General features: G+C 24.4%; 27 protein-coding genes and 1 pseudogene. 18 read left to right on the forward strand and 10 right to left on the reverse strand.

The genetic code is table 4. The features are described from left to right. Positions 1-53: 53 nt before the first annotated feature. The gene (locus tag AACL02_RS09635) at positions 54-473 is read right to left on the reverse strand and encodes a hypothetical protein (RefSeq protein WP_339041193.1); all 420 of its coding nucleotides are present in this window, start codon (positions 471-473) and stop codon (positions 54-56) included. A 292-nt stretch (positions 474-765) separates the two neighbouring features. Between AACL02_RS09635 and AACL02_RS09640 the strand changes: the two genes are divergently transcribed. Next, entirely contained in the window at positions 766-1,194 is a 429-nt protein-coding gene (locus tag AACL02_RS09640) for a hypothetical protein (RefSeq protein ID WP_339041195.1), read from the forward strand. Between the two features lie 2 nt (positions 1,195-1,196). Here AACL02_RS09640 and AACL02_RS09645 read toward each other — a convergent pair whose 3' ends face one another. Beyond that, complete coding sequence (locus AACL02_RS09645) at positions 1,197-2,318, reverse strand: Mbov_0401 family ICE element transposase-like protein (protein ID WP_339041197.1); 1,122 nt, start codon at positions 2,316-2,318, stop codon at positions 1,197-1,199. Between the two features lie 127 nt (positions 2,319-2,445). Here AACL02_RS09645 and AACL02_RS09650 point away from each other — a divergent pair, with 127 nt between their 5' ends. The 4 genes from AACL02_RS09650 to AACL02_RS09665 all read left to right on the forward strand — a co-directional run bounded on the left by AACL02_RS09650 (position 2,446) and on the right by AACL02_RS09665 (position 6,443). Beyond that, positions 2,446-3,201 (forward strand): IS1595 family transposase, encoded by a 756-nt coding sequence (locus AACL02_RS09650; RefSeq protein ID WP_339041199.1) that lies wholly within the window; start codon positions 2,446-2,448, stop codon positions 3,199-3,201. Between the two features lie 357 nt (positions 3,202-3,558). Then, positions 3,559-4,053, forward strand: coding sequence for a hypothetical protein (locus tag AACL02_RS09655; protein WP_339041202.1), 495 nt, complete (start codon positions 3,559-3,561; stop codon positions 4,051-4,053). A gap of 210 nt (positions 4,054-4,263) precedes the next feature. Further along, positions 4,264-5,502 (forward strand): IS256 family transposase, encoded by a 1,239-nt coding sequence (locus AACL02_RS09660; protein WP_339043711.1) that lies wholly within the window; start codon positions 4,264-4,266, stop codon positions 5,500-5,502. A 428-nt stretch (positions 5,503-5,930) separates the two neighbouring features. Next, a complete protein-coding gene (locus AACL02_RS09665) occupies positions 5,931-6,443 on the forward strand; it encodes an IS1595 family transposase (protein WP_281749673.1) in 513 nt (170 codons plus the stop codon). 53 nt (positions 6,444-6,496) lie between these two features. On the opposite strand, the gene AACL02_RS09670 is transcribed toward AACL02_RS09665, so the two are convergent. The 3 genes from AACL02_RS09670 to AACL02_RS09680 all read right to left on the reverse strand — a co-directional run bounded on the left by AACL02_RS09670 (position 6,497) and on the right by AACL02_RS09680 (position 9,986). Next, entirely contained in the window at positions 6,497-8,341 is a 1,845-nt protein-coding gene (locus AACL02_RS09670; RefSeq protein WP_339041204.1) for a hypothetical protein, read from the reverse strand. Beyond that, on the reverse strand, positions 8,292-8,753 hold the full coding sequence (locus AACL02_RS09675; RefSeq protein WP_339041206.1) for a hypothetical protein: 462 nt from the start codon (positions 8,751-8,753) through the stop codon (positions 8,292-8,294). Before AACL02_RS09675 ends, AACL02_RS09670 begins: the two co-directional genes overlap by 50 nt. A 115-nt stretch (positions 8,754-8,868) precedes the next feature. Further along, a protein-coding gene (locus tag AACL02_RS09680; protein WP_422397821.1) for an IS3 family transposase occupies positions 8,869-9,986 on the reverse strand; the annotation gives its coding sequence in 2 pieces (ribosomal slippage) (positions 8,869-9,716 and positions 9,716-9,986; 1,119 coding nt in all). Positions 9,987-10,050: 64 nt separating this feature from the next. Between AACL02_RS09680 and AACL02_RS09685 the strand changes: the two are divergent. The 6 genes and pseudogenes from AACL02_RS09685 to AACL02_RS09710 form a co-directional block, all read left to right on the forward strand. Continuing rightward, a pseudogene (locus AACL02_RS09685) lies at positions 10,051-10,227 on the forward strand (IS3 family transposase); the annotation flags it as partial. Positions 10,228-10,257: 30 nt separating this feature from the next. Then, the gene (locus AACL02_RS09690) at positions 10,258-11,079 is read left to right on the forward strand and encodes an IS1595 family transposase (RefSeq protein ID WP_339041210.1); all 822 of its coding nucleotides are present in this window, start codon (positions 10,258-10,260) and stop codon (positions 11,077-11,079) included. Between the two features lie 180 nt (positions 11,080-11,259). After that, the gene (locus AACL02_RS09695; protein ID WP_339041213.1) at positions 11,260-11,475 is read left to right on the forward strand and encodes a hypothetical protein; all 216 of its coding nucleotides are present in this window, start codon (positions 11,260-11,262) and stop codon (positions 11,473-11,475) included. A gap of 11 nt (positions 11,476-11,486) precedes the next feature. Then, a complete protein-coding gene (locus AACL02_RS09700) occupies positions 11,487-12,410 on the forward strand; it encodes a hypothetical protein (protein ID WP_339041215.1) in 924 nt (307 codons plus the stop codon). Between the two features lie 660 nt (positions 12,411-13,070). Continuing rightward, positions 13,071-15,794: a magnesium-translocating P-type ATPase gene (gene mgtA / locus AACL02_RS09705; protein ID WP_339041217.1), complete on the forward strand. Its 2,724-nt coding sequence runs from the start codon at positions 13,071-13,073 to the stop codon at positions 15,792-15,794. Between the two features lie 147 nt (positions 15,795-15,941). Continuing rightward, a complete protein-coding gene (locus AACL02_RS09710; protein ID WP_339041219.1) occupies positions 15,942-17,558 on the forward strand; it encodes an ankyrin repeat domain-containing protein in 1,617 nt (538 codons plus the stop codon). A gap of 181 nt (positions 17,559-17,739) precedes the next feature. On the opposite strand, the gene AACL02_RS09715 is transcribed toward AACL02_RS09710, so the two are convergent. Then, a complete protein-coding gene (locus AACL02_RS09715) occupies positions 17,740-17,928 on the reverse strand; it encodes a hypothetical protein (RefSeq protein WP_339041221.1) in 189 nt (62 codons plus the stop codon). Here AACL02_RS09715 and AACL02_RS09720 point away from each other — a divergent pair. Continuing rightward, entirely contained in the window at positions 17,874-18,695 is an 822-nt protein-coding gene (locus tag AACL02_RS09720) for an IS1595 family transposase (RefSeq protein WP_339041223.1), read from the forward strand. The two genes, AACL02_RS09715 and AACL02_RS09720, sit on opposite strands and share 55 nt — an antisense overlap. 107 nt (positions 18,696-18,802) lie before the next feature. Here AACL02_RS09720 and AACL02_RS09725 read toward each other — a convergent pair whose 3' ends face one another. After that, positions 18,803-19,360 carry a hypothetical protein gene (locus AACL02_RS09725; protein ID WP_339041225.1) on the reverse strand — a complete coding sequence of 186 codons (558 nt, stop codon included), beginning with the start codon at positions 19,358-19,360 and terminating at the stop codon, positions 18,803-18,805. Here AACL02_RS09725 and AACL02_RS09730 point away from each other — a divergent pair. After that, on the forward strand, positions 19,341-20,162 hold the full coding sequence (locus AACL02_RS09730; RefSeq protein WP_339041227.1) for an IS1595 family transposase: 822 nt from the start codon (positions 19,341-19,343) through the stop codon (positions 20,160-20,162). The two genes, AACL02_RS09725 and AACL02_RS09730, sit on opposite strands and share 20 nt — an antisense overlap. Positions 20,163-20,592: 430 nt before the next feature. On the opposite strand, the gene AACL02_RS09735 is transcribed toward AACL02_RS09730, so the two are convergent. Then, positions 20,593-20,937, reverse strand: coding sequence for a UPF0236 family transposase-like protein (locus AACL02_RS09735; RefSeq protein WP_339041229.1), 345 nt, complete (start codon positions 20,935-20,937; stop codon positions 20,593-20,595). Between the two features lie 166 nt (positions 20,938-21,103). Beyond that, positions 21,104-21,430 (reverse strand): hypothetical protein, encoded by a 327-nt coding sequence (locus AACL02_RS09740; protein ID WP_339041231.1) that lies wholly within the window; start codon positions 21,428-21,430, stop codon positions 21,104-21,106. On the opposite strand from AACL02_RS09740, the gene AACL02_RS09745 reads away from it, so the two are divergent. From AACL02_RS09745 to AACL02_RS09765, 5 genes are all read left to right on the forward strand, one after another. Next, positions 21,376-22,197, forward strand: coding sequence for an IS1595 family transposase (locus tag AACL02_RS09745; protein WP_339041234.1), 822 nt, complete (start codon positions 21,376-21,378; stop codon positions 22,195-22,197). The genes AACL02_RS09740 and AACL02_RS09745 overlap by 55 nt on opposite strands. A gap of 335 nt (positions 22,198-22,532) precedes the next feature. Then, positions 22,533-22,928 carry a terminase small subunit gene (locus AACL02_RS09750; protein WP_339041236.1) on the forward strand — a complete coding sequence of 132 codons (396 nt, stop codon included), beginning with the start codon at positions 22,533-22,535 and terminating at the stop codon, positions 22,926-22,928. Then, a complete protein-coding gene (locus AACL02_RS09755; RefSeq protein ID WP_339041238.1) occupies positions 22,922-23,242 on the forward strand; it encodes a hypothetical protein in 321 nt (106 codons plus the stop codon). The genes AACL02_RS09750 and AACL02_RS09755 overlap by 7 nt, the downstream gene beginning before the upstream one ends. Before the next feature lie 57 nt (positions 23,243-23,299). Then, positions 23,300-24,538, forward strand: a complete 1,239-nt coding sequence (locus AACL02_RS09760) for an IS256 family transposase (protein WP_339043712.1) — start codon at positions 23,300-23,302, stop codon at positions 24,536-24,538. A gap of 207 nt (positions 24,539-24,745) precedes the next feature. After that, positions 24,746-24,952, forward strand: a complete 207-nt coding sequence (locus tag AACL02_RS09765) for a hypothetical protein (RefSeq protein ID WP_339041240.1) — start codon at positions 24,746-24,748, stop codon at positions 24,950-24,952. On the opposite strand, the gene AACL02_RS09770 is transcribed toward AACL02_RS09765, so the two are convergent. Beyond that, positions 24,949-26,187: an IS256 family transposase gene (locus tag AACL02_RS09770; RefSeq protein WP_339043713.1), complete on the reverse strand. Its 1,239-nt coding sequence runs from the start codon at positions 26,185-26,187 to the stop codon at positions 24,949-24,951. The two genes, AACL02_RS09765 and AACL02_RS09770, sit on opposite strands and share 4 nt — an antisense overlap. Between the last annotated feature and the right edge of the window lie 19 nt (positions 26,188-26,206).

The raw sequence follows: 26,206 nt of genomic DNA on the forward strand, positions 1-26,206 counted from the left end.
TAGTACATAAAGGGAGAAAAGCCATATTAATAATAAATATAAATTATTAAATTTTAATGAATATAGTAATTGTTAATTATTTCACAATTTTCGATTGCATCTCAAAAATTATTATTTTTTATTTTTAGTTTTAAACCAATAATTAAAAAAGTTAATGCAATAGTAAAAAATCCAAAAATTGGAGTTAAAATTATACAAAAAATAACTCCAATTTGTAATTCTATTCAATTATAATAATTTCCAATATTTTGACTTATATAACATACGTATTTTGGTGAATATTCTAAAATATGATATATGCTAGTTATAGCTAATATTTGAAATCCATTTCTTTCTATATTTTCAAACTTTAACGTTGTTTGATTACGAATATGAGAATGATAATCACAAAAATCTATGAGAATTAAACCAGAAATTATAAATAAAATAGTTAAAATAAATAATAATATTGTTATTATTTGTATTTTTTTCATTTATTTTTGCTCCCTTAAATCTAATATAATAAAGAAAATTAATATATATTTTGAAAAATAAAAATATTTTTATTTATACAACGTAACAATATTAACAAATTTGGGAGATTGTCAAAAATCCGGAATAAATTAAATTTATATAGTCTTATTATATTTTAGACAATAAATAATTTGGATTTTTATGAAATTGTAATTAAATAATATAATTTTTTTAAAAAAAATACAAGAAAAATACTTATATTAATTTTATTAAGTGATAAAATGAGTGCATAAATTTAAGGAGATATTAAAGATGAAAACTAAAAAATTACAGTTAATAACTGTATCATTATTGATTTTAACTATTTTAATTATGATTATAGGATTATTTTTAATAAATTATTCTATTTATTGTGATTATCATGTTTTTAATCCAGTAAAAGAAAAATATGTATGTGTAAATGTAAATGGGTTTGAATTTTTAAATCATTGTAATATCAACTATGTTTTAAGTCATTCTGCAAGTTATATTTGTGGTCTTAGTAAAAATAATGCAAATTATTATAATTGAATTCAGTTACAAATTGGAGTTATTTTTTGTATAATTTTAATTCCAATTTTATTGTCTATAACTATGTCATTTATTTTTTTAATTATTGGTTTAAAAATAAAAATAAAAAATAATAATTTTTGAGATGCTATTGTAAATTGTAAAATAATTAGCAATTACTATATTCATTAAAATTATGTTTCTAAATTTATTTTATTACATTTAAAAATAACCATTTTAATATAAATTAAAATATTATATGTTTTATTACCAAGCATTTCTTTTAAAACATGTCAAATATTAGTTTCAGTAAAGCAACCAATATTTCACTTTGCACCTTGATTTTCAATACCTTGTTTATTATTTTTAAAATACTGTTTCTTTAATTTTTTATGATTATCTAATTCTTTATATAAATAGTTAATTAATTCATCATATTCACCATTATTAATTAAATTTTTACAAGTATCATATTCTTGTCAATATTTACCTTTATTTCCAGCCATTATTCCAAGATATAATGTTCTAATTAAATGAAATTTATCTAAAACAAACTGTGCACCTAGATAATCAGCAACTTCTTTAATTCATCCTGCACTATCACCACAAATAATAATTTTTGCTTGTTCAATATTTTCATAAAATTTTTGACAATGTTCTTTAACAAATTCAGCAGTTTTTTTAACTCCAATTTTTGTTTTTGTTGGTCTAATAATTGCTTTTACTCTTTTATTTTGTACTTTGTGATTAATATTATCTGTATATGTTACTATTAATCGCATAGAGTGTTTTATACCTTTACGTTTAAAATTTCAAAATTTTCGATGACCATCATCAATTGCTACAAAAATAGGTTGATTTTTTTCTAATTTTACTTTTATTGGATTTGCTTCAACTATTTCAAAATTTTTAAAAACTCTATGAACACTACTAACACTAATACCTGCTTTTTTACAAATAACACAAATATCACGATATATTTTTCCATCTGCAAAATTTTCAATAATAGTGTCTTCAATATCTTCACCAATTCTTTTATATTTAGGTAATTTTAGTATTTCATCAACTAAACATACTCGAATTCATTTTTGTAATTCTTCATCAAAATATTCATAAATTCTTCTTTTATAAGTTACCACTCCATATAATGTTTTTCTTTTTCGATATTGATAATCAACAATTTTATATTTCTTTTTATCTCTTGTATTTTTTATTCTTCAATCTCATTTTTCTCATTTCTTTGTTATATGTTCTAAAATTAATTTATCAATTTTAGGATATTGTTCTTTATAAGTTCATTTATAATTAAAATCCATATTATTCTCCTAACTATTTTTTAAAACGGACTTCTCCCCACATGTACTTGTGGAGGGAATAATGAAACTGAATTAATTCAACAATGCTTTTCAAACTGAACAGCAATGTCTTGCATATATAGCAAATTTGAAAGAAAACAAATGTATTAGGTGTTTTAATTTTAATTTGAATACTTCTGATTTAAAAAGAATGAGATGTTTAAAATGTAATCAAACATTTAGCATTCTCACAGGCACCATATTTTCAAGGTCACAAACATCTTTAACATCTTGGTTTTATCTTATCTTTAGATGAATAAACACCAAACATGGAATTCCATCAACAGATATTGCAAAAGAATTGGGAGTGACTTTGAAAACTGCTTGAAGAATGACTCATAAAATCAGAACACGTATTGCAAAACAAAAACCTCAATTTATTGTTGAAGGTACAGTGCAAATTGATGAAATGTATCTTTCACATATGGGTTTTAAAAAACAAGGAAGATCCTTGGTTAATAAAACCTTGATTGTTGGCATTTATCAAAAAACAACCAATAATTTAATTGTGAAAGTATTGAAAAACGCAAAGAGTAAAAATCTTTTGCAGTTTGCAAAAAACCACATTTCTTCAAAATGTCTTGTATATACTGATTCTTGAAAAGGATATTGCGATTTTAAATCAGTTTTCACTAAGCATGAAACAGTTAACCATCAAGATGGCTATGTTTCAAAAATTGGTGTAAATACCAACCAAATTGAATCAGTTTGAAAACATATAAGAAGAACATTTAAAACACATATCAAATTTGCAAAACATCATGTTCATTTATATGCTAAAGAAGCTGCATATAAATTCAACAAGATACCTAGTTTTGAAACTGTAATTCTATGTTTGATTTAAAAATGTGGGGAGAAGTCCGTAGATAGGCTTTTCTCAGCATTTATGTAATAAAATTAAAATAGTACATAAAGGGAGAAAAGCCTTTTAAAAATCTAAATTTATTGTAAATATTTTTAAAATATTAATTTACTTGTTTATTATATAAATTTATAAGTGTAATTTTAAATAAAATAAAAATTATTTTAAAAAATGCTTTCATATTTTGCATATAAAAAACAATTTCAATATAATTAATAGTATAGGTATCATAAAATAAACGCTTTGTATTTAGGCTTTATTTTGTGTTTAAAATGTATATTGAAAAAATAATGAAAATAAGTACAATTTAATAGTAAAATTAAAGAAAAAGGGGGATTTATGAGTAAAAAAAGATGCAAAACAAAAATAAAAATTAAAAAAGACAAAAAAGAAAATAAATTTAAAAATCAAATTAAAAATATTATTCTTTGCGATTGAGATAAATGTATTAAAAATTGAAACGAAATAATAGAAGTACAAAATTTAGGAAATTTATATTTTTGCAGCGAAAATAAAATAAAATTTGATGAGGAAACACCAAAACTTCAAGATTATTTTACAGATAAAGAAATTGAACAAATGAAAAACAATCATTTTATATCTAAAGAAGTAATTGAAAATTGCGAAAGAAAAAAATGTAATAATAAATCTGATAATCATCTTCAAGTAGTATTAAAATTAAATGAAACAATATTAACTGATTACTTTTTTTGTAATGAACATACAAATGAATATAAAAATAAAATATGACCTGAACGATTAGAACAATTTAAAAAAATAAATAAATATCAAAAAATTATTAATAATTTAGAACTTATAATAAATGAAATATAAAAACTATTATAAAGGAGTAATTAAATATGAAAATGAAAAATCATTAAAAGTTGTAAATAATTTGAAATCTTTAAAAAAGATTTTACAAAATGAATGTTGTTTGTCAAAGTAAAAATGGAAATGTTTAGTAATCTGTGTAACTTACAAAAATAACTATGTTTAATTAATTCTAGTAAATATAATTAAATGACTAGAAAGAGTGAGTTACAGATGGCTAAAAAAGATAACTTTAATAATAATCATCCAATATCAAAAGCAGTAGATTTATTACTAGAAAATACTGAAGATTTAACAACAGTTTTTAAACCTGGCGGTTTATATAAAGAATTAACAAAAAGATTAGTTGAAAAAATGTTGAATTCTGAAATGCAAAATTATTTAGGATATGAAAAAAATCAACATAGTACTACTGAAAATGCTCGTAATGGTACAAGTTCAAAAAAATTAATAACTCAACAAGGTAAAATTGAAATTGATGTACCAAGAGATCGCAATAGTAATTTTACTCCTGTAATAGTTCCTAAAAGGCAAATAAGATTTGATGGTTTTGATCAACAAGTTCTTTCCTTGTATGCAAAAGGAATGACATTATCTGAAATTAGAATGCAGTTGCAAGAGTTATATCATGGTGCTGATATTAGTGAAAGTGTTATTAGTCAAATTACTGATGATGTTATTGATGATGTTAAAGCATGACAAAATCGACCATTAGAAAGTATTTATCCTATTGTTTATTTTGATTGTATAGTAGTTAAAGTACGACAAGATAAACGGATTATTAACAAATCAGTTTATATAGCATTAGGAGTTGATTTAGAAGGCAAAAAAGATGTTTTAGGATTATGAATTAGTGAAAATGAAGGTTCTAAGTTTTGATTATCTAATTTCACAGAAATGAAAAATCGTGGCTTAAATGATATTCTTATTGATTGTAGTGATAATTTAACAGGCATGTCAGAAGCAATACAATCAGTTTATCCTAAAACAGAACATCAATTATGCATTGTTCATCAAATTAGAAATAGTTTAAAATATGTTTCATACAAACATCGAAAAGGTCTAGTTGCAGATTTAAAACCAATTTATAGTGCATGTAGTGAAGAACAAGCAATGCAAGCTTTAGAATCGTTTGAAAGTAAATGAAATAAACAATATCCTCAAATTACTAAATCTTGATATAAAAATTGAGATAATTTAATGGTTTTTATTAGTTATCCAGTAGAAATCAAAAGAGTGATTTATACTACAAATGCTATTGAATCTGTTAATAGTCAATTACGAAAAATCATCAGAAATAAAAAAGTTTTTCCTAATGATATGGCAGTTTTCAAAATATTTTACTTGGCAATTGAAAATATAACAAAAAAATGAACATTGCCTATTCAAAATTGAAATACAGCAATTGCTCATTTTATGATAAAATTTGAAGATAGAATTAATCTAAACTAGTACTTTATAAAACAAAGATACACAGATTATTAAAAAGCCTCTAATTCAAATTCACTATTATTATCAATTTTTATAATTTCTTTACGGACTTCTCCCCACATGTACTTGTGGAGGGAATAATGAAACTGAATGAATTCAACAATGCTTTTCAAACTGAACAGCAATGTCTTGCATATATAGCAAATTTGAAAGAAAACAAATGTATTAGGTGTTTTAATTTTAATTTGAATACTTCTGATTTAAAAAGAATGAGATGTTTAAAATGTAATCAAACATTTAGCATTCTCACAGGCACCATATTTTCAAGGTCACAAACATCTTTAACATCTTGGTTTTATCTTATCTTTAGATGAATAAACACCAAACATGGAATTCCATCAACAGATATTGCAAAAGAATTGGGAGTGACTTTGAAAACTGCTTGAAGAATGACTCATAAAATCAGAACACGTATTGCAAAACAAAAACCTCAATTTATTGTTGAAGGTACAGTGCAAATTGATGAAATGTATCTTTCACATATGGGTTTTAAAAAACAAGGAAGATCCTTGGTGAATAAAACCTTGATTGTTGGCATTTATCAAAAAACAACCAATAATTTAATTGTGAAAGTATTGAAAAACGCAAAGAGTAAAAATCTTTTGCAGTTTGCAAAAAACCACATTTCTTCAAAATGTCTTGTATATACTGATTCTTGAAAAGGATATTGCGATTTTAAATCAGTTTTCACTAAGCATGAAACAGTTAACCATCAAGATGGCTATGTTTCAAAAATTGGTGTAAATACCAACCAAATTGAATCAGTTTGAAAACATATAAGAAGAACATTTAAAACACATATCAAAGTTGCAAAACATCATGTTCATTTATATGCTAAAGAAGCTGCATATAAATTCAACAAGATACCTAGTTTTGAAACTGTAATTCTATGTTTGATTTAAAAATGTGGGGAGAAGTCCGTAGATAGGCTTTTCTCAGCATTTATGTGATAAAATTAAAATAGTACATAAAGGGAGAAAAGCCTTTCTTTATACAATTCTAATTTAGAAAATAATTGTGATTTATTTGAACCATATAAATTTAAAACATTTTTAATTTTATTTTTATCAATAATTATTTTTGTAAAGTATTTTCCATATTCACCATTTCCTAATGTTCAGTCAGCAGGAATTAATGACGGAATGTTATTACTTTCTAATTCATTGGTAATAGATAATCAATTAAATTGATTATCATCTAGTTTAAATAATTCATTTTGACTAATATCATTATTTTTTAGTTTAATGTTATTTATATCTGTAAAGTCAAAATATGCTGATTTTAAAATCACTTTTGCATTTTTAAATTGTCAAATATCTTCCTTAGTAGGATGTATCGGATTTGATTTTAATTCAAAATAATAAGGTAATAATATTTTATTATCATCATTTAAACCTTTATTAATTGACATACTTGAATAAATATTATTTGATAATACAATAATTAGTTGTTTAAATATTTTGACTTGCTCTAAATTAATATAATTAGGATAATCTAATTTTCATTGCTTAAATAAATTAGTTATTACTTCATCGGGTTTTTGATTTTCAAACTTTCCTCTTAATATGTCCATTTTATTTGGTGATTTTGTTGGGTCTAATGATGCCCCATCAAAATTACGATTATAATTATATGTGTAACTTAACATATCTAATAATAACTGTTGTAAACTATCAATTGGTGGTTTATCATTTATTTCAAGTTCAACATCATGAAATTTATTAGTTGTAGAAATAAATAAATTATAGTTACCTGCTAAAAATCATGACTCTAATTTTGTATCTTTTAATTCTAGTTCATCAGATAATGGTCATACTTTTGAATTTTTAGTAACATCATAACCAATTTTACCATTAGTTACTCTTGCATTATTAATAATTTCTTTTCTTGTTTCAGTTCCACCACCAATAGCAATTAAATCTAAAACTGATTTTTCTTCTCCTATAAATTGTTTTGCTAAATTTCAAGGTAGTATTTGTTCACTAAATCATTGTTGTAATATTCTAACTTTTGGTTGAGTTTCAATAGGCATTGATAACAACGGAAATGCTATCTTATCTTTAACAAATAACTTTGGGTATACTTCCATATTGTCAACTTCGCCAAGTACCTTTATATTGCCGAAAATCATGCTTCTAGGAGCTTTAATTTTTAAACCAGTTACTTTGGTATCTTTATCTAATGGTTTTTGTAATTTAATAATTATTGGATAACCATCTCTTGTTTTAAAATCTTTAATTTTAATAATAGTAATACTTTTAGTACTTCTTGTTTTTGGATTTTGATAAGGTTGTGAATAATTATTAATGATATATAAATTATCAATATTATTTTCAGTTAATGGTTCATTTATACTAACTGCATATAATTTAAATTGATTTAATAAATTTATTTCTTGAAAAATTAAATTTTTAATATCAGTCATACTATATTCAATTGTATTATCATTAATATTGGTACTTGCTCTTTGATTTAATTGCATAGTAAAGTCTGATGTATCAACAGCAGTAGTTTTTAATAATTTATCAATATCAATAAAACCAATTTTAATAGTATTTGCTGAAAATCTTAAACTATTATTTTCATTATTTTTAAATAAACGTTCAATTTCATAAATATAAATTGTTCTTTTTTTAAATTCATCGTATGCTCTATTAATATCAGGGTCACTAGTAGCACGCATCATATTAGTAAAGTCATAAGGAATATTATCAATTAAATAATCATTTTCTACTTCTGCTTGATTAAGTTTAGTTTGTTTCTGTGGAAACTTCGTTTGTGGTTTGTTGTTGTTTTCCATTGTTCTCTCCTATTAATTGGTTATTTTCGGGGTTAAATAATTTTAATTTAACTGTTAAATTATTAATTTCTTGTTCATCATTAATATTAAATGTTTTACTATTTAATAAATCTTTATCAACACTTACTAGTATTTGAATAAATTTAAGAATATCAATATTAAATTGTCATAATTTTTGTTCAATATAATTAATAGTTGAAATATTTACTGCTGTACTTTCGGGTACTGATTGTTGTGCAGATTTCTTTTGACTTGGTATATGAATACCACAACGTTTAAATATTTCATTAACATTTCAATCGTATATATCAGTTAAATTTTTACCTTTAAAATTACTATTTGTCATATTGATATTTTCGTTTTGTTCATTATTATCTCCACCACTTTTAAATATGTAGTTTTTAGTAACCAAAGTTCTTACTGCATCTTCTAATGCTGATTGAACATTACCATAAGTTTGACTAAATATAAACTTAGGTGAATTTAAAATAGTATCTAAAACAATGGAATGGCAACCCTTTTTAGGACTATTTTTTGGTAGACATTTGTTTTTGATAATTAACTGGAGTTAAGTAGTTTAAAGTGCCGTGAATTCTTATGTTGTTATATCAATTGATGTAATCAAATAATTCTAATTTTAATTGGATTAATGATGTAAAATTTTTATCATTAATAAATTCGGTTTTGAAAGTTTTAAAGGTTGCTTCAGCAACAGCGTTATCATAAGGACAACCTTTTTTGCTTAAAGAGCGATTAATATTGAATGCTAGTAAAAGTTTATCAATAATTTTATTATTAAATTCATTACCGCGATCACTATGAAATATTTGAATATCTTTTAAACAGCGATTTGAGTGCATAAATGCTTGATATACTAATGATGCATCTTTTTTAGTACCTACACTATGTCCAATTATTTCGCGGTTAAATAGGTCAATTAATAAACAAATATAGTTTCACTTACCATTTACTTGAACATAAGTTAAATCACTAACAATAACTTCATTTTTAACTCTATTATTAAAGTTTCTATCAACAAGATTGGTTATTTGACTATCATTGACTTTATTATGATAATTTTTGAATGATAATTTAGTGTATTTTGATATTAAATTATGTTTATTCATAATTTCTTTAATTTTTCGTCTTGATAAATAAATTTCTTGGTTTTCTAGAATGACTTTTAATCTTCTAGTACCATAAACTTCTTTATTTTTTTTAAAAGCACTAATAACAGCTTGTTCATAAATATTATTTTGAATTTTATTTTTTTTCTTTAAATTAAAATAATATGTTGATTTAGAGAGTTTTAAAAAATGACACATTGTGCGAATTTTATATTTAGATTTATTATTTGCAATAATCTCTACTTTCTGCCTATTATTAGTGCTGCTTGCTTTAAAATATCATTTTCCATTCTTAATTGTTTTAATTCTTTTCTTAATTTAATTAATTCATTTTCTTCAACAGAACGATTATCTTTAGTTTTAAAACTACCTGAATTAGTAAATTGCTTAATTCAATTGTAAGTAGCTGCTCTTGTAACATTATATTCTTTAACAAGGCAAGATACTGATTTGCCACTTTGATATAAAGCTACTATTTGTTTTTTAAATTCATCGGTATATGAGTTAATATTGGCCATAATTATAGTTCCTTTCTTTGTTCACTTGTCTATGTAATTAGTGTCCAATAAAGTGTAACCCATCCACTATATTTGTTTATTAATTGACCTATTTAACCGCGAAATAATTGGACATAGTGTAGGTACTAAAAAAGATGCATCATTAGTATATCAAGCATTTATGCACTCAAATCGCTGTTTAAAAGATATTCAAATATTTCATAGTGATCGCGGTAATGAATTTAATAATAAAATTACGGACTTCTCCCCACATGTACTTGTGGAGGGAATAATGAAACTGAATGAATTCAACAATGCTTTTCAAACTGAACAGCAATGTCTTGCATATATAGCAAATTTGAAAGAAAACAAATGTATTAGGTGTTTTAATTTTAATTTGAATACTTCTGATTTAAAAAGAATGAGATGTTTAAAATGTAATCAAACATTTAGCATTCTCACAGGCACCATATTTTCAAGGTCACAAACATCTTTAACATCTTGGTTTTATCTTATCTTTAGATGAATAAACACCAAACATGGAATTCCATCAACAGATATTGCAAAAGAATTGGGAGTGACTTTGAAAACTGCTTGAAGAATGACTCATAAAATCAGAACACGTATTGCAAAACAAAAACCTCAATTTATTGTTGAAGGTACAGTGCAAATTGATGAAATGTATCTTTCACATATGGGTTTTAAAAAACAAGGAAGATCCTTGGTGAATAAAACCTTGATTATTGGCATTTATCAAAAAACAACCAATAATTTAATTGCGAAAGTATTGAAAAACGCAAAGAGTAAAAATCTTTTGCAGTTTGCAAAAAACCACATTTCTTCAAAATGTCTTTTATATACTGATTCTTGAAAAGGATATTGCGATTTTAAATCAGTTTTCACTAAGCATGAAACAGTTAACCATCAAGATGGCTATGTTTCAAAAATTGGTGTAAATACCAACCAAATTGAATCAGTTTGAAAACATATAAGAAGAACATTTAAAACACATATCAAAGTTGCAAAACATCATGTTCATTTATATGCTAAAGAAGCTGCATATAAATTCAACAAGATACCTAGTTTTGAAACTGTAATTCTATGTTTGATTTAAAAATGTGGGGAGAAGTCCGTAGATAGGCTTTTCTCAGCATTTATGTGATAAAATTAAAATAGTACATAAAGGGAGAAAAGCCATAATATTTTTTCAAGTGAGAAAGTAACCCCAGTACCACCAAATAGTCCTTTTAATCCTGATTATGAGCGTGTTAGTTGATATGATGTTTTTGGTCATTTGCGTAATTCTTTTAGGTGAGTACTTTATGGCGTTGTTGGTAAAGTTTTACCAGTAGAACCATTAAGAGAGTTTTTTACTAAACTTGACGGATTATTGAGACGTATTTTTGATGATACTATTAGTTCTGTTTTAAATGTTGATTTTACTAGTGGTTTAGAACAAGTTTTAACATTGTGAGTATTTTTAAAAGCAGTTGGGTTTTTAGTTGGTTAGGAGTTGAAATAATGCCTTGATATGGTTATGTTCTTTTAGGACTTTTATTATTAATAATATTGTATCCATTTTTAATAACTAGAAAAAATATAAAGATATTACAACGTGTAGGTAGTTATATTATTTCTGCACCTCCAAGAACTGGTAAATCTGCTCTTGCTTGTTGTTTAGCACAAAAACATAAAGGTAGAGTAGTAAGTCCTATTCCTATTAAAGTACGTAATGAATATAGTTATCGTTGTTCTTATGATGATGTTTTTAAATTTAATCAATTAAATAGTAATTATGCTTTTAAAGAGTGTGATATGGTTGTTTTAGATGAGTTAGGTTTGAAAATTAATAGTAATGATTTGTCACCCGAATTTAAAGAAACACAAGAAAGTTTGGGAATGTTTTGTAAATTAATAGGTCATAATTTTAATGGAATTATGTATATGATTGAACAACACCCTAATAGAATACCAAAACAAGCACGTGAAAAAGTGGAATATATTGTGCAAGTTAAAAGAATGCGTATTTTGTTATTTTTAGTTAAGTTTAAACTAAATATTTACACTAATATTGATGATTATAATAAAGTTGTATTATCTAAAAGACAAACAAAGCGAATAATTAAACGTGGTGGTTTACCACCAAGTTATAGTGGTGAAACTATGACTTTTAGTTTATGATTTCCTAGGTCTTATTTACAAAGATATAATAGTCGTGCTTTAAATTATATTCATTCTTTAAAGAGTGAATTAAGTACTGTTAAAGACTATGAACAATCACAAGCATTAGATTTTACTGTTGATGATATTAGAGTAGTAGGATTAGATAAGTTGGATAATATATTACAAACTGAAAAGAAAGAAACTGAAAATACTGTATGCCGTGCTTGTTATTATAGAAATAAATATTCTAAGAAAAATAAGAAAGATGTTAAAATAGAGTAAACCTATATTATTGGTCGAAGCCAACCAGAACCTTGGTTGGTTGGCCGTGGCGTTTACGCCACTGGGGTAAGTTGCGAAGCAACTAGGGGCAACGCCCCTATATACTTGTTCTTTATTAGTATTTGATATTTTTATTTTTTGTTGTTTATAAAGATTATTTAATTCATTAAATTTGTCGATAAGAATTCATATTGATTCATGATATTTTTTTATTTCTAAATTTAGTTGATTAATTTCTATTTTCTGTTTTTCAGTCATTTTAACTACCTTTTATAAATTAATTATTTTTTAAATAATTAATTTATATTTCCTTTCATTTTTCTAAATAAAAAACTATTATTCTTATTTAAAAATAATAGCTTAAAAACTCATATTAAAAACTCATATCAAGTTTAACTAAATACTATCATATTTGATTAATAAATATAGAAAATTGATTAGAAGATTTATAATTATATTTCAACTCCTTTTAAATCATTGATGTTTACTCCTATTTTTGATATAAATAATTTGTATTTAAAATAATACAAATTTTTATTGAAAATAGAAGAATATTATTCTTAAATATTTGGTAGTTTTAAGAACTTTATTCACTAAAATAAAGTTCTTTTGATTTTAGTATACAATTAAATTATACGTTTGAAGAAAGGTTGGTTGATAATGCAATTTTTTAAAAAGAAGCATATAGAACAAAAAACAACAACCATGTTTAAACAATTTTCGCAACTATCGAAAGAAGAAGTTATCCAACAATTAGATGGTAGTATGTACGGATTAAAAAAGGAAGAAGTAGAAGACAGACTTAAAAAATATGGTAAAAATGTTTTTTCTCATAAACGATTTGTTTGATACAAAAAATTAATGCACAATATTTTTAATCCTTTTATTATTGTTTTAATGATAATAGTTATCTATAATTTTATTAGTTACAGTATTATTGATACTAATACTGATAAAAATGTTGATTTGTACAGTGCTATTATTGTTTTAGTAATGATTATTTTGAGTGTTTTTATATCTTACTTTCAAGATTATCGTTCCTATAAATATTCAGAAAAATTACGACAATTAATTGAAACAACAGCCAGTGTTTTTAGATTTAGTAATAAAAATAAAAAAATTGATTTTAATGCTTTAAATAGTGTTGCCAATTTTACAAAAGAAGTATTAATTGAAAATTTAGTACCAGGTGATATTATTTTCTTATCTTCTGGTGATATGATTCCTGCTGACGTTCGAATTTTAGTTTCAACCGATCTATTTATTAATCAATCGGCACTAACTGGTGAAACATTTCCTGTTGAAAAACACGCTATTCATACTAAAGATGATAATAAAAAAAGTAGTATCCTAGAATTAGAAAACATATGTTTTATGGGTACTAGTATTGTTTCAGGTGGTGCTATTGCTATTGTTATTGCATCAGGTGTTAATACTTATTTTGGATCAATTGCTAGTGCAGTAACTAGTAAACTTCCTGTTACTAGTTTTAGTAAAGGTATTAAAAAAGTTACTTACATTCTTATTGGTTTTATGTGTGTAATGGTACCATTAATATTTATTGTTAATGTAATTACTAAAAATAATATTTTAACAGCGTTAATATTTTCAATATCAGTTGCTGTTGGTATTACCCCCGAAATTCTACCAATGATTGTTAGTGCTAACTTAGCAAAAGGTGCAATTAGATTATCACATAAAAAAGTAATTGTTAAAAATTTAACTAGTATTCAAAGTTTTGGTGCAATGGATGTTTTATGCACTGATAAAACTGGTACTTTAACTGAGGATAGAATTGAGTTGGTTAAACACTTAGATCCAGAAGGTGTTGAATCAAACAAAGTTTTAGAAATGGCATATTTAAATAGTTCTTTACAAACTGGATTAAAAAATAATATTGATAAAACAATTGTCCAACACATTAAAGCTCATCATAATAAAATAGTTGAAATGCCCTATCGTAAAATTGATGAAATACCTTTTGATTTTATAAGAAGACGAATGTCAATAGTAGTTTCAAAAGATAAAATTAATAATACTTTAATTTGCAAAGGAGCAGTAGAAGAAATATTAAAAATTTGTACTAAAGTTGAAATTGGAGGGAAAGTAATTGCCTTAACTGATAAAATTAAAGAAAATGTTTTAAAATTAAGTACGGAATTAAATAATGATGGTTTACGAGTAATTGCAATTGGTTATCAAGACTTTGCTAGTGACAAAACAATTTTTAAAATAGAAGATGAATCTAATTTAGTTTTATTAGGATATATAGGTTTTTTAGATGTACCTAAACCTAGTGCTATTAAAGCAATAACAACTATTAATCAACACGGAATTGATGTTAAAATTTTGACTGGTGATAATGAAATTGTTACTAAAGCAATTTGTAAAAAGGTGGGGTTAGAACCAGGAATTCCTTTATTAGGTAGTGACATTGAAGATATGGATGATCAACATTTACAAGCATTAGTAAATAAAACTACTATTTTTGCGAAAATGGACCCATTACAAAAATCAAGAATTATTGATATTTTAAAGTTAAATGGTCACACTGTTGGCTTTTTAGGTGATGGTATTAATGATGCTGTTGCTTTGCATCACGCTGATGTTGGAATATCTGTTAATAGTGCTACTGATATTGCCAAAGAAGCATCTGATATTATTTTATTAGAAAAAGATTTAGATGTTTTAGAGCAAGGAGTGATCAGTGGTAGAAATACTTTTGGTAATATTTTAAAATATATTAAAATTACTATTTCCTCTAATTTTGGTAATTCATTAAGTATTTTAATTGCTTCAATTTGATTACCTTTTTTACCAATGATGGCAATTCAAATTTTACTACAAAATTTATTATATGATATTTCTCAATTAGCAATTCCTTGAGATAGGGTTGATGAAGACTTTATTAAAAAACCACAAAAATGAAATGCAAAAAGCATTTTACCTTTTGCATTCTGGAATGGACCGCTAAGTTCAATATTTGATATAACCACCTTTTTATTTTTAGGATACGGTTTACATATATTTGCCAACTTTGCTAATGTAGATCCTAATAGTGCTGCTGGCATATATCAACAATCATTATTTCATACTGGATGATTTATTTTAGGAGTTACTTCACAAACATTAATTGTACAATTATTACGAACTTCTAAGGTACCTTTTATTCAAAGTATGCCATCTCATCAGCTATTTTTAACAACAATTATAATTACTATTATTGGCATTAGTATTCCATATACACAATTAGGAGCTACTATTGGTTTAACACCAATTCCTTTAATTTTTTATGCTTATTTAGCTGGCGTTGTCATTGTTTATTTCATTGCTAGTCAATTATTAAAAATGATATATATAAAAGTTAATAAACGCTGATTGTAAACTAAATTTTAATTTTAAGATAAATGTATTCGATTTTTTTAAAAATTATGATATAAATAAGTGTAAAACTAAAGAAATTTTTTGTATTACTGTTACTTTTAATAAAGTAACAGGAATTTCATATTATAGATAGGAACAGATAAAAGTATGCTAACATTAAATTACCTTATTGATCAATTTCAAAATAAAAAAATTCAATTTTCTATTATTGAAGATTTTATGAATAATCCAAACATTAGTGATGAGGAAGTTATTGGTTTAGATAATAATAATAGAAATGCCCTTCATAATAGTTTTTTATTAGATTTAGATGAAGGAGCAGAAATAGAAGATGAATATAACTATGATCCACACGAGGAAGGTTGAGAAACTTCAAGTGAATTAATAGAATTTACAACTAATAAAATAAAACTTATTAATTGATTAATAAATTTTAAAAAAAATGATAAAAATTTTTTAAATCAACAAGATATTGAAGGAAATTCACCTTTACATTTAGCAATTATGAAACAATATATTGTAGACTGAAAACTTGGAGGAGAGTTTAAAAATATAGCAAAGCAACTAATTAATAATTCACAAGTTAATCCCAATTTAGTAAATTTGCAAAATGATACTCCATTTTGCAAATTATTAATACAAGAAATTAATAAAGCTGATGCATATCCGACAAATAAAGAAATTCGTGAATTAGTTAATGATTTTCAAAATAATTCTCATTTTAATATTAATAGTGTTAATATTAAAAATCAAAATCTTTTACATATTATTGCTAAAGAAGGTAATAAAACTGATTTTAGAATTAATTTTGCCATCACTAAAAAAACTAATTTTTATCAAATAGATGATAATGGTAATATACCTTATGAAATAGCAATCCTAAACAACAATTTTGATATGTTAGAAATAATAGAAAATTGCAAATATTTTGATATTAATACACCTATTGATGAGTTTAATAACACTATATTACATAGAGCAATTAGAAGTAATAATAAAAAAATTATAAGAACACTATTATTAAAAAATGAAAATGGTGATTTAGAAATTAATTTTGATATTAAAAATAAAAATAATGAAAAACCTTTTAAATTTGAAGATATGATAATTGATTGATTACATCAATTACCAAGAAATCAAAATCAAATTGAAATGATGATTATTGATTTTTTAATAACAAATGAATGTAATTATAATAATTATATAACTAGAGAAGGATTAACTTGATGAACTTTAGCTATTAAATATAACTTAAAAAAAGTTACTAATTATTTGGTTAATAGTGTATTAACTGATATTAACAAAATAGATAGTAATCCTTTTAAAAATAAAAATTATCTTCTTGATAATGAGATAAAAGAAGAAGTAGATAGTATGTTAGATGATTTATCATATGTTGATTCAAAAATTATAACATTTATTAAAAAACTTCCAAATTTTCCTAATTTTAATGAATTACAAAAAGATGTTTTAGAACAACGAGTAACTGCTTTTCATAATTTCAAAAAATATCAAACTGATCAAAATTTATCTGATAATGAAAAAGCAATTTTTAAGATATACCTAGATGCAATATTAGATGAAGATGATACAAATTGATCAGAAGAAAAGAAAACAGATTTTAATAAAGTAAAAGAATGATTAACAAAAGAAGAAGTTAACAAAGAAAAGCGTAAATTAGAAAATACAGAAAAAAATGATAGCGAAAAAAAGAAGAAAGTTATCAATTGGATAACTACTACTAAAACTTTTCTTAAAAATTAATATTTTAATAAAAAAAACTGTAAAATAATAATAAATAGTTTCCATATTATTTATAAAAATAGATAAACATTATTGTAAAGTTAATTAAATTTGTGGGCGGTTGTCAAAGGACGTATGAGATTAACCCTTAGAACTATGAAGTAACATTAACAATATAACTGCAAATTCTATGATTTGTTAATTAAATTATATCATAAAATTTAAAAAGTTTAAAAAATATAATTGTAAAATTACATTTAAACAACACAAAAATCCTAATCTTAAAATTAGGTTTTAAAAACGGACTTCTCCCCACATGTACTTGTGGAGGGAATAATGAAAATGAATGAATTCAACAATGCTTTTCAAACTGAACAGCAATGTCTTGCATATATAGCAAATTTGAAAGAAAACAAATGTATTAGGTGTTTTAATTTTAATTTGAATACTTCTGATTTAAAAAGAATGAGATGTTTAAAATGTAATCAAACATTTAGCATTCTCACAGGCACCATATTTTCAAGGTCACAAACATCTTTAACATCTTGGTTTTATCTTATCTTTAGATGAATAAACACCAAACATGGAATTCCATCAACAGATATTGCAAAAGAATTGGGAGTGACTTTGAAAACTGCTTGAAGAATGACTCATAAAATCAGAACACGTATTGCAAAACAAAAACCTCAATTTATTGTTGAAGGTACAGTGCAAATTGATGAAATGTATCTTTCACATATGGGTTTTAAAAAACAAGGAAGATCCTTGGTGAATAAAACCTTGATTGTTGGCATTTATCAAAAAACAACCAATAATTTAATTGTGAAAGTATTGAAAAACGCAAAGAGTAAAAATCTTTTGCAGTTTGCAAAAAACCACATTTCTTCAAAATGTCTTGTATATACTGATTCTTGAAAAGGATATTGCGATTTTAAATCAGTTTTCACTAAGCATGAAACAGTTAACCATCAAGATGGCTATGTTTCAAAAATTGGTGTAAATACCAACCAAATTGAATCAGTTTGAAAACATATAAGAATAACATTTAAAACACATATCAAAGTTGCAAAACATCATGTTCATTTATATGCTAAAGAAGCTGCATATAAATTCAACAAGATACCTAGTTTTGAAACTGTAATTCTATGTTTGATTTAAAAATGTGGGGAGAAGTCCGTAGATAGGCTTTTCTCAGCATTTATGTGATAAAATTAAAATAGTACATAAAGGGAGAAAAGCCTTTAAAAATATTAAATTTTAACTTATTAAGTACTATTAAGATAACTTCTAGCATTTAAATAATTTGCTTTTGCTATTAACATATTATTTAATGTTTGATAATTATATATTTTTGCTCCATTAGTTAAAGATTTTAAAAAATGATATACATCACTTTCTGCAGAACATCCAATATTTCAATCAGCATTTTGATTAATAATTCCTTGTTCATTATTTTTAAAATAATTATAATTTTTTTTAGTAACTTTATTATGATTATTTTCTAAAATAGTAATTAATTCATTATACTTACCATTTGAAAAAGTAGTTGTTACATCTAAATACTTTGTTCAATCAAGTGCTTTCTTTTGATGTTTACCACGAACATTAACAAAAGATTTTCATAAATAACTATAAGCATGATATTTATCTAAAATATAATAACAACCCAATCAACTAGCCATTGCTCTAATTCATAATGCACCAACACCAGCAACTACTAAATTATAATTATTATATTCTCAATTAATAGCAAATATATTTAATTTAACGGACTTCTCCCCACATGTACTTGTGGAGGGAATAATGAAACTGAATGAATTCAACAATGCTTTTCAAACTGAACAGCAATGTCTTGCATATATAGCAAATTTGAAAGAAAACAAATGTATTAGGTGTTTTAATTTTAATTTGAATACTTCTGATTTAAAAAGAATGAGATGTTTAAAATGTAATCAAACATTTAGCATTCTCACAGGCACCATATTTTCAAGGTCACAAACATCTTTAACATCTTGTTTTTATCTTATCTTTAGATGAATAAACACCAAACATGGAATTCCATCAACAGATATTGCAAAAGAATTGGGAGTGACTTTGAAAACTGCTTGAAGAATGACTCATAAAATCAGAACACGTATTGCAAAACAAAAACCTCAATTTATTGTTGAAGGTACAGTGCAAATTGATGAAATGTATCTTTCACATATGGGTTTTAAAAAACAAGGAAGATCCTTGGTGAATAAAACCTTGATTGTTGGCATTTATCAAAAAACAACCAATAATTTAATTGTGAAAGTATTGAAAAACGCAAAGAGTAAAAATCTTTTGCAGTTTGCAAAAAACCACATTTCTTCAAAATGTCTTGTATATACTGATTCTTGAAAAGGATATTGCGATTTTAAATCAGTTTTCACTAAGCATGAAACAGTTAACCATCAAGATGGCTATGTTTCAAAAATTGGTGTAAATACCAACCAAATTGAATCAGTTTGAAAACATATAAGAAGAACATTTAAAACACATATCAAAGTTGCAAAACATCATGTTCATTTATATGCTAAAGAAGCTGCATATAAATTCAACAAGATACCTAGTTTTGAAAATGTAATTCTATGTTTGATTTAAAAATGTGGGGAGAAGTCCGTAGATAGGCTTTTCTCAGCATTTATGTGATAAAATTAAAATAGTACATAAAGGGATAAAAGCCTAATTTAATATCATAATGATTATTAATAGTTTGCATTGTAAAATTATGTAATTCTTCTTGTTTTGGTGCATTATTAGTTTTAAATAACATAAATGAAGTTATTTTCTTATCTAATTTATTTCGATATGAATAAATTTCTTTTCTGCCAAGATTAAAAGTTAAAAGTCTACAACAATATTGTTGTTTTAAACCATTTTCATTTCAACAAGTTATATAAGCATCATCTGCACATATATTTAATTTTTCATTATCTAATACTTTAAATTTTTTTTCTGGTATTCATTTTTCAATTTTTGCATTTTTAAAAATTCTTGAAATAAGATTTTTAGAAAAAGAAGTATATTTAAATTATGATTGAATATTAAAATAACCTTTTTTACTTATTAAATTTTCAATTAAATTATCTAATATATCAAAATATAAATCATTAGTAATTCTTGCTCTTTTTTTAATACCAAATTCTTCATAAATTGGATAATAATGTTTTTTATTTATTTTATCTCAATAAACTCTTTGTCTAAAAGTATCCATTCCAATTGGCGTATTTACTGTTCTATTACATGTTCAAGCAACTTTATATTGATTTTTATCTCTATTTTGAAAAAAATATTCATCATAATCATGGATTTTTTGAAAATATTTTGCTAAAATATTAGTGATTTCTGATTTTAGAAATTCTTTAAAAATAAACATTTTTTTACACCTTTCTATATTTATTTTCGCACCATAAATATATCAAATTTATTAAAATATTGTTGAAAAATGTTTGGTTTTAGAGTATAATATTAAAGAACGATAAAATAAACTGCAAATTCTATTTACGTTTAAAAGATAACTTTTATTAGTTATCTTTTCTTTTTTAATAAAATAATGTACAATAAAGAAAAATATAAATAGAAAAGGAAAATAAAAATGTTAAAATTGGGTGAATGGCCACTATTAGCAATAGCGCTTTCAATATATTTAATAATATTTGCACTAGTATTAATTGGTGTAAAAGGAACTGACTTATGTCATAGACAAAAAAAATGGGTATATTTTTTATGTTTATTTCATTAAATATTATTGGTTTATTTTGAGCAAATAAAATATTTAACGGACTTCTCCCTACATGTACTTGTGGAGGGAATAATGAAACTGAATGAATTCAACAATGCTTTTCAAACTGAACAGCAATGTCTTGCATATATAGCAAATTTGAAAGAAAACAAATGTATTAGGTGTTTTAATTTTAATTTGAATACTTCTGATTTAAAAAGAATGAGATGTTTAAAATGTAATCAAACATTTAGCATTCTCACAGGCACCATATTTTCAAGGTCACAAACATCTTTAACATCTTGGTTTTATATTATCTTTAGATGAATAAACACCAAACATGGAATTCCATCAACAGATATTGCAAAAGAATTGGGAGTGACTTTGAAAACTGCTTGAAGAATGACTCATAAAATCAGAACACGTATTGCAAAACAAAAACCTCAATTTATTGTTGAAGGTACAGTGCAAATTGATGAAATGTATCTTTCACATATGGGTTTTAAAAAACAAGGAAGATCCTTGGTGAATAAAACCTTGATTGTTGGCATTTATCAAAAAACAACCAATAATTTAATTGTGAAAGTATTGAAAAACGCAAAGAGTAAAAATCTTTTGCAGTTTGCAAAAAACCACATTTCTTCAAAATGTCTTGTATATACTGATTCTTGAAAAGGATATTGCGATTTTAAATCAGTTTTCACTAAGCATGAAACAGTTAACCATCAAGATGGCTATGTTTCAAAAATTGGTGTAAATACCAACCAAATTGAATCAGTTTGAAAACATATAAGAAGAACATTTAAAACACATATCAAAGTTGCAAAACATCATGTTCATTTATATGCTAAAGAAGCTGCATATAAATTCAACAAGATACCTAGTTTTGAAACTGTAATTCTATGTTTGATTTAAAAATGTGGGGAGAAGTCCGTAGATAGGCTTTTCTCAGCATTTATGTGATAAAATTAAAATAGTACATAAAGGGAGAAAAGCCATATTTAAAAAAGAAAATCCAGATTTTAAATTTTGAAAAACTATAAAAAATATTTTTAAAATTAAGAGAAAAAATAAAAAAATAGCAGTATAATGCTATTTTTTGCTATAATTATATTATAAAAATTAAATAAAAATATATATGAAGTAATTAATAAAGTTAATAAGTTATTGGATGGAAACTTAACTTAAAGATTATATTAATTATATCATAAATTTTTTTGTTTTTAAAGCATATGAAAGGAGATTTTTATGTGCAAGAAGAAAAAATAAAAATAAGAATAATTTTTAATGATGCTACAAAATTAAGAGAAGCATTAGAAAATTATTTTATTCATTGTAAAGATTTTGATGAAATACCTACTAAATTAGGAATGTTAATTTATTTAGATATAACTGAAAATACTTTAAAAAAATGAAAAGAAAAAAAGAGAAATACTTTTTTACAACAAATTAATTGAGCGCATTCTCAAATTGAACACTTAAATTTACAAAGATATTTAAAGTCACATTCTTCTAATTCTTCATGATATTTAGAACGAGCATATGTTAATAAATATCATTTATCAACAAAAATTGATATTAAAAATAATGATAATACCACCCCTATAGCAATTAGTTTAGAAAATAAGAGTAAAAATAAATGTTAGAACATTTTGGATATCTTAATGATATTTTAAAAAAAATGTATTATAAAAAATCTTTAACTGTTAAAAGAATTGACCAATTAGGTTCACGAAAATCTGGTAAAAATATTCAAGATTTTGATTTTGAATGTAAAGCAACTGTATTACCTAATACAAAAGTTAAAACTTATGTTTTTAGAAATATGAGTGAACAATTATATGATACTTGAAATCAATTAAAAAATAGATGAGTATTATTTGCAATTGGGTTAGATTATACACTTTCTGAAACACGTAAAACGGAAATGTTTAGTAATCTGTGTAACTTACAAAAATAACTATGTTTAATTAATTCTAGTAAATATAATTAAATGACTAGAAAGAGTGAGTTACAGATGGCTAAAAAAGATAACTTTAATAATAATGATCCAATATCAAAAGCAGTAGATTTATTACTAGAAAATACTGAAGATTTAACAAAAGTTTTTAAACCTGGCGGTTTATATAAAGAATTAACAAAAAGATTAGTTGAAAAAATGTTGAATTCTGAAATGCAAAATTATTTAGGATATGAAAAAAATCAACATAGTACTACTGAAAATGCTCGTAATGGTACAAGTTCAAAAAAATTAATAACTCAACAAGGTAAAATTGAAATTGATGTACCAAGAGATCGCAATAGTAATTTTACTCCTGTAATAGTTCCTAAAAGGCAAATAAGATTTGATGGTTTTGATCAACAAGTTCTTTCCTTGTATGCAAAAGGAATGACATTATCTGACATTAGAATGCAGTTGCAAGAGTTATATCATGGTGCTGATATTAGTGAAAGTGTTATTAGTCAAATTACTGATGATGTTATTGATGATGTTAAAGCATGACAAAATCGACCATTAGAAAGTATTTATCCTATTGTTTATTTTGATTGTATAGTAGTTAAAGTACGAAAAGATAAACGGATTATTAACAAATCAGTTTATATAGCATTAGGAGTTGATTTAGAAGGCAAAAAAGATGTTTTAGGATTATGAATTAGTGAAAATGAAGGTTCTAAGTTTTGATTATCTAATTTCACAGAAATGAAAAATCGTGGCTTAAATGATATTCTTATTGCTTGTAGTGATAATTTAACAGGCATGTCAGAAGCAATACAATCAGTTTATCCTAAAACAGAACATCAATTATGCATTGTTCATCAAATTAGAAATAGTTTAAAATATGTTTCATACAAACATCAAAAAGGTCTAGTTGCAGATTTAAAACCAATTTATAGTGCATGTAGTGAAGAACAAGCAATGCAAGCTTTAGAATCGTTTGAAAGTAAATGAAATAAACAATATCCTCAAATTACTAAATCTTGATATAAAAATTGAGATAATTTAATGGTTTTTATTAGTTATCCAGTAGAAATCAAAAGAGTGATTTATACTACAAATGCTATTGAATCTGTTAATAGTCAATTACGAAAAATCATCAGAAATAAAAAAGTTTTTCCTAATGATATGGCAGTTTTCAAAATATTTTACTTGGCAATTGAAAATATAACAAAAAAATGAACATTGCCTATTCAAAATTGAAATACAGCAATTGCTCATTTTATGATAAAATTTGAAGACAGAATTAATCTAAATTAGTAACTTTGTAAAACAAAGATACACAGATTATTAAAAAGCCTCCGTAAAACTATTAAATATAAAGATAGTGAAATTGAATGTCGTGCTTTATATAAACAAAATAATAGTGAAATTAAATTAACTGGTTTACCAGATAATTCAAAATATGATTATGTAATTAGACATGTTGATGAAGCACATCAAATAGCATAAAAAGATTGACAAGATATGGCAGATGCTATTCGTGGTTGTAGTCAATTATTAGAAATTAATAGTTGTAATCCTTGAAGTATTTTAAATTATTATATTAAAAATGTAGTTACTTATTGTCCACAAAATGAAAAACAAATAATTAATGAATATGAACAATTTTATTTTAATGAAAAAGAGAGGCTTTTTAATAATCTGTGTATCTTTGTTTTACAAAGTTACTAATTTAGATTAATTCTGTCTTCAAATTTTATCATAAAATGAGCAATTGCTGTATTTCAATTTTGAATAGGCAATGTTCATTTTTTTGTTATATTTTCAATTGCCAAGTAAAATATTTTGAAAACTGCCATATCATTAGGAAAAACTTTTTTATTTCTGATGATTTTTCGTAATTGACTATTAACAGATTCAATAGCATTTGTAGTATAAATCACTCTTTTGATTTCTACTGGATAACTAATAAAAACCATTAAATTATCTCAATTTTTATATCAAGATTTAGTAATTTGAGGATATTGTTTATTTCATTTACTTTCAAACGATTCTAAAGCTTGCATTGCTTGTTCTTCACTACATGCACTATAAATTGGTTTTAAATCTGCAACTAGACCTTTTTGATGTTTGTATGAAACATATTTTAAACTATTTCTAATTTGATGAACAATGCATAATTGATGTTCTGTTTTAGGATAAACTGATTGTATTGCTTCTGACATGCCTGTTAAATTATCACTACAAGCAATAAGAATATCATTTAAGCCACGATTTTTCATTTCTGTGAAATTAGATAATCAAAACTTAGAACCTTCATTTTCACTAATTCATAATCCTAAAACATCTTTTTTGCCTTCTAAATCAACTCCTAATGCTATATAAACTGATTTGTTAATAATCCGTTTATCTTGTCGTACTTTAACTACTATACAATCAAAATAAACAATAGGATAAATACTTTCTAATGGTCGATTTTGTCATGCTTTAACATCATCAATAACATCATCAGTAATTTGACTAATAACACTTTCACTAATATCAGCACCATGATATAACTCTTGCAACTGCATTCTAATGTCAGATAATGTCATTCCTTTTGCATACAAGGAAAGAACTTGTTGATCAAAACCATCAAATCTTATTTGCCTTTTAGGAACTATTACAGGAGTAAAATTACTATTGCGATCTCTTGGTACATCAATTTCAATTTTACCTTGTTGAGTTATTAATTTTTTTGAACTTGTACCATTACGAGCATTTTCAGTAGTACTATGTTGATTTTTTTCATATCCTAAATAATTTTGCATTTCAGAATTCAACATTTTTTCAACTAATCTTTTTGTTAATTCTTTATATAAACCGCCAGGTTTAAAAACTTTTGTTAAATCTTCAGTATTTTCTAGTAATAAATCTACTGCTTTTGATATTGGATCATTATTATTAAAGTTATCTTTTTTAGCCATCTGTAACTCACTCTTTCTA

This window comes from Spiroplasma endosymbiont of Apeira syringaria, assembly GCF_964020205.1.
Taxonomy (GTDB): domain Bacteria; phylum Bacillota_I; class Bacilli_A; order Mycoplasmatales; family VBWQ01; genus Spiroplasma_E; species Spiroplasma_E ixodetis_A.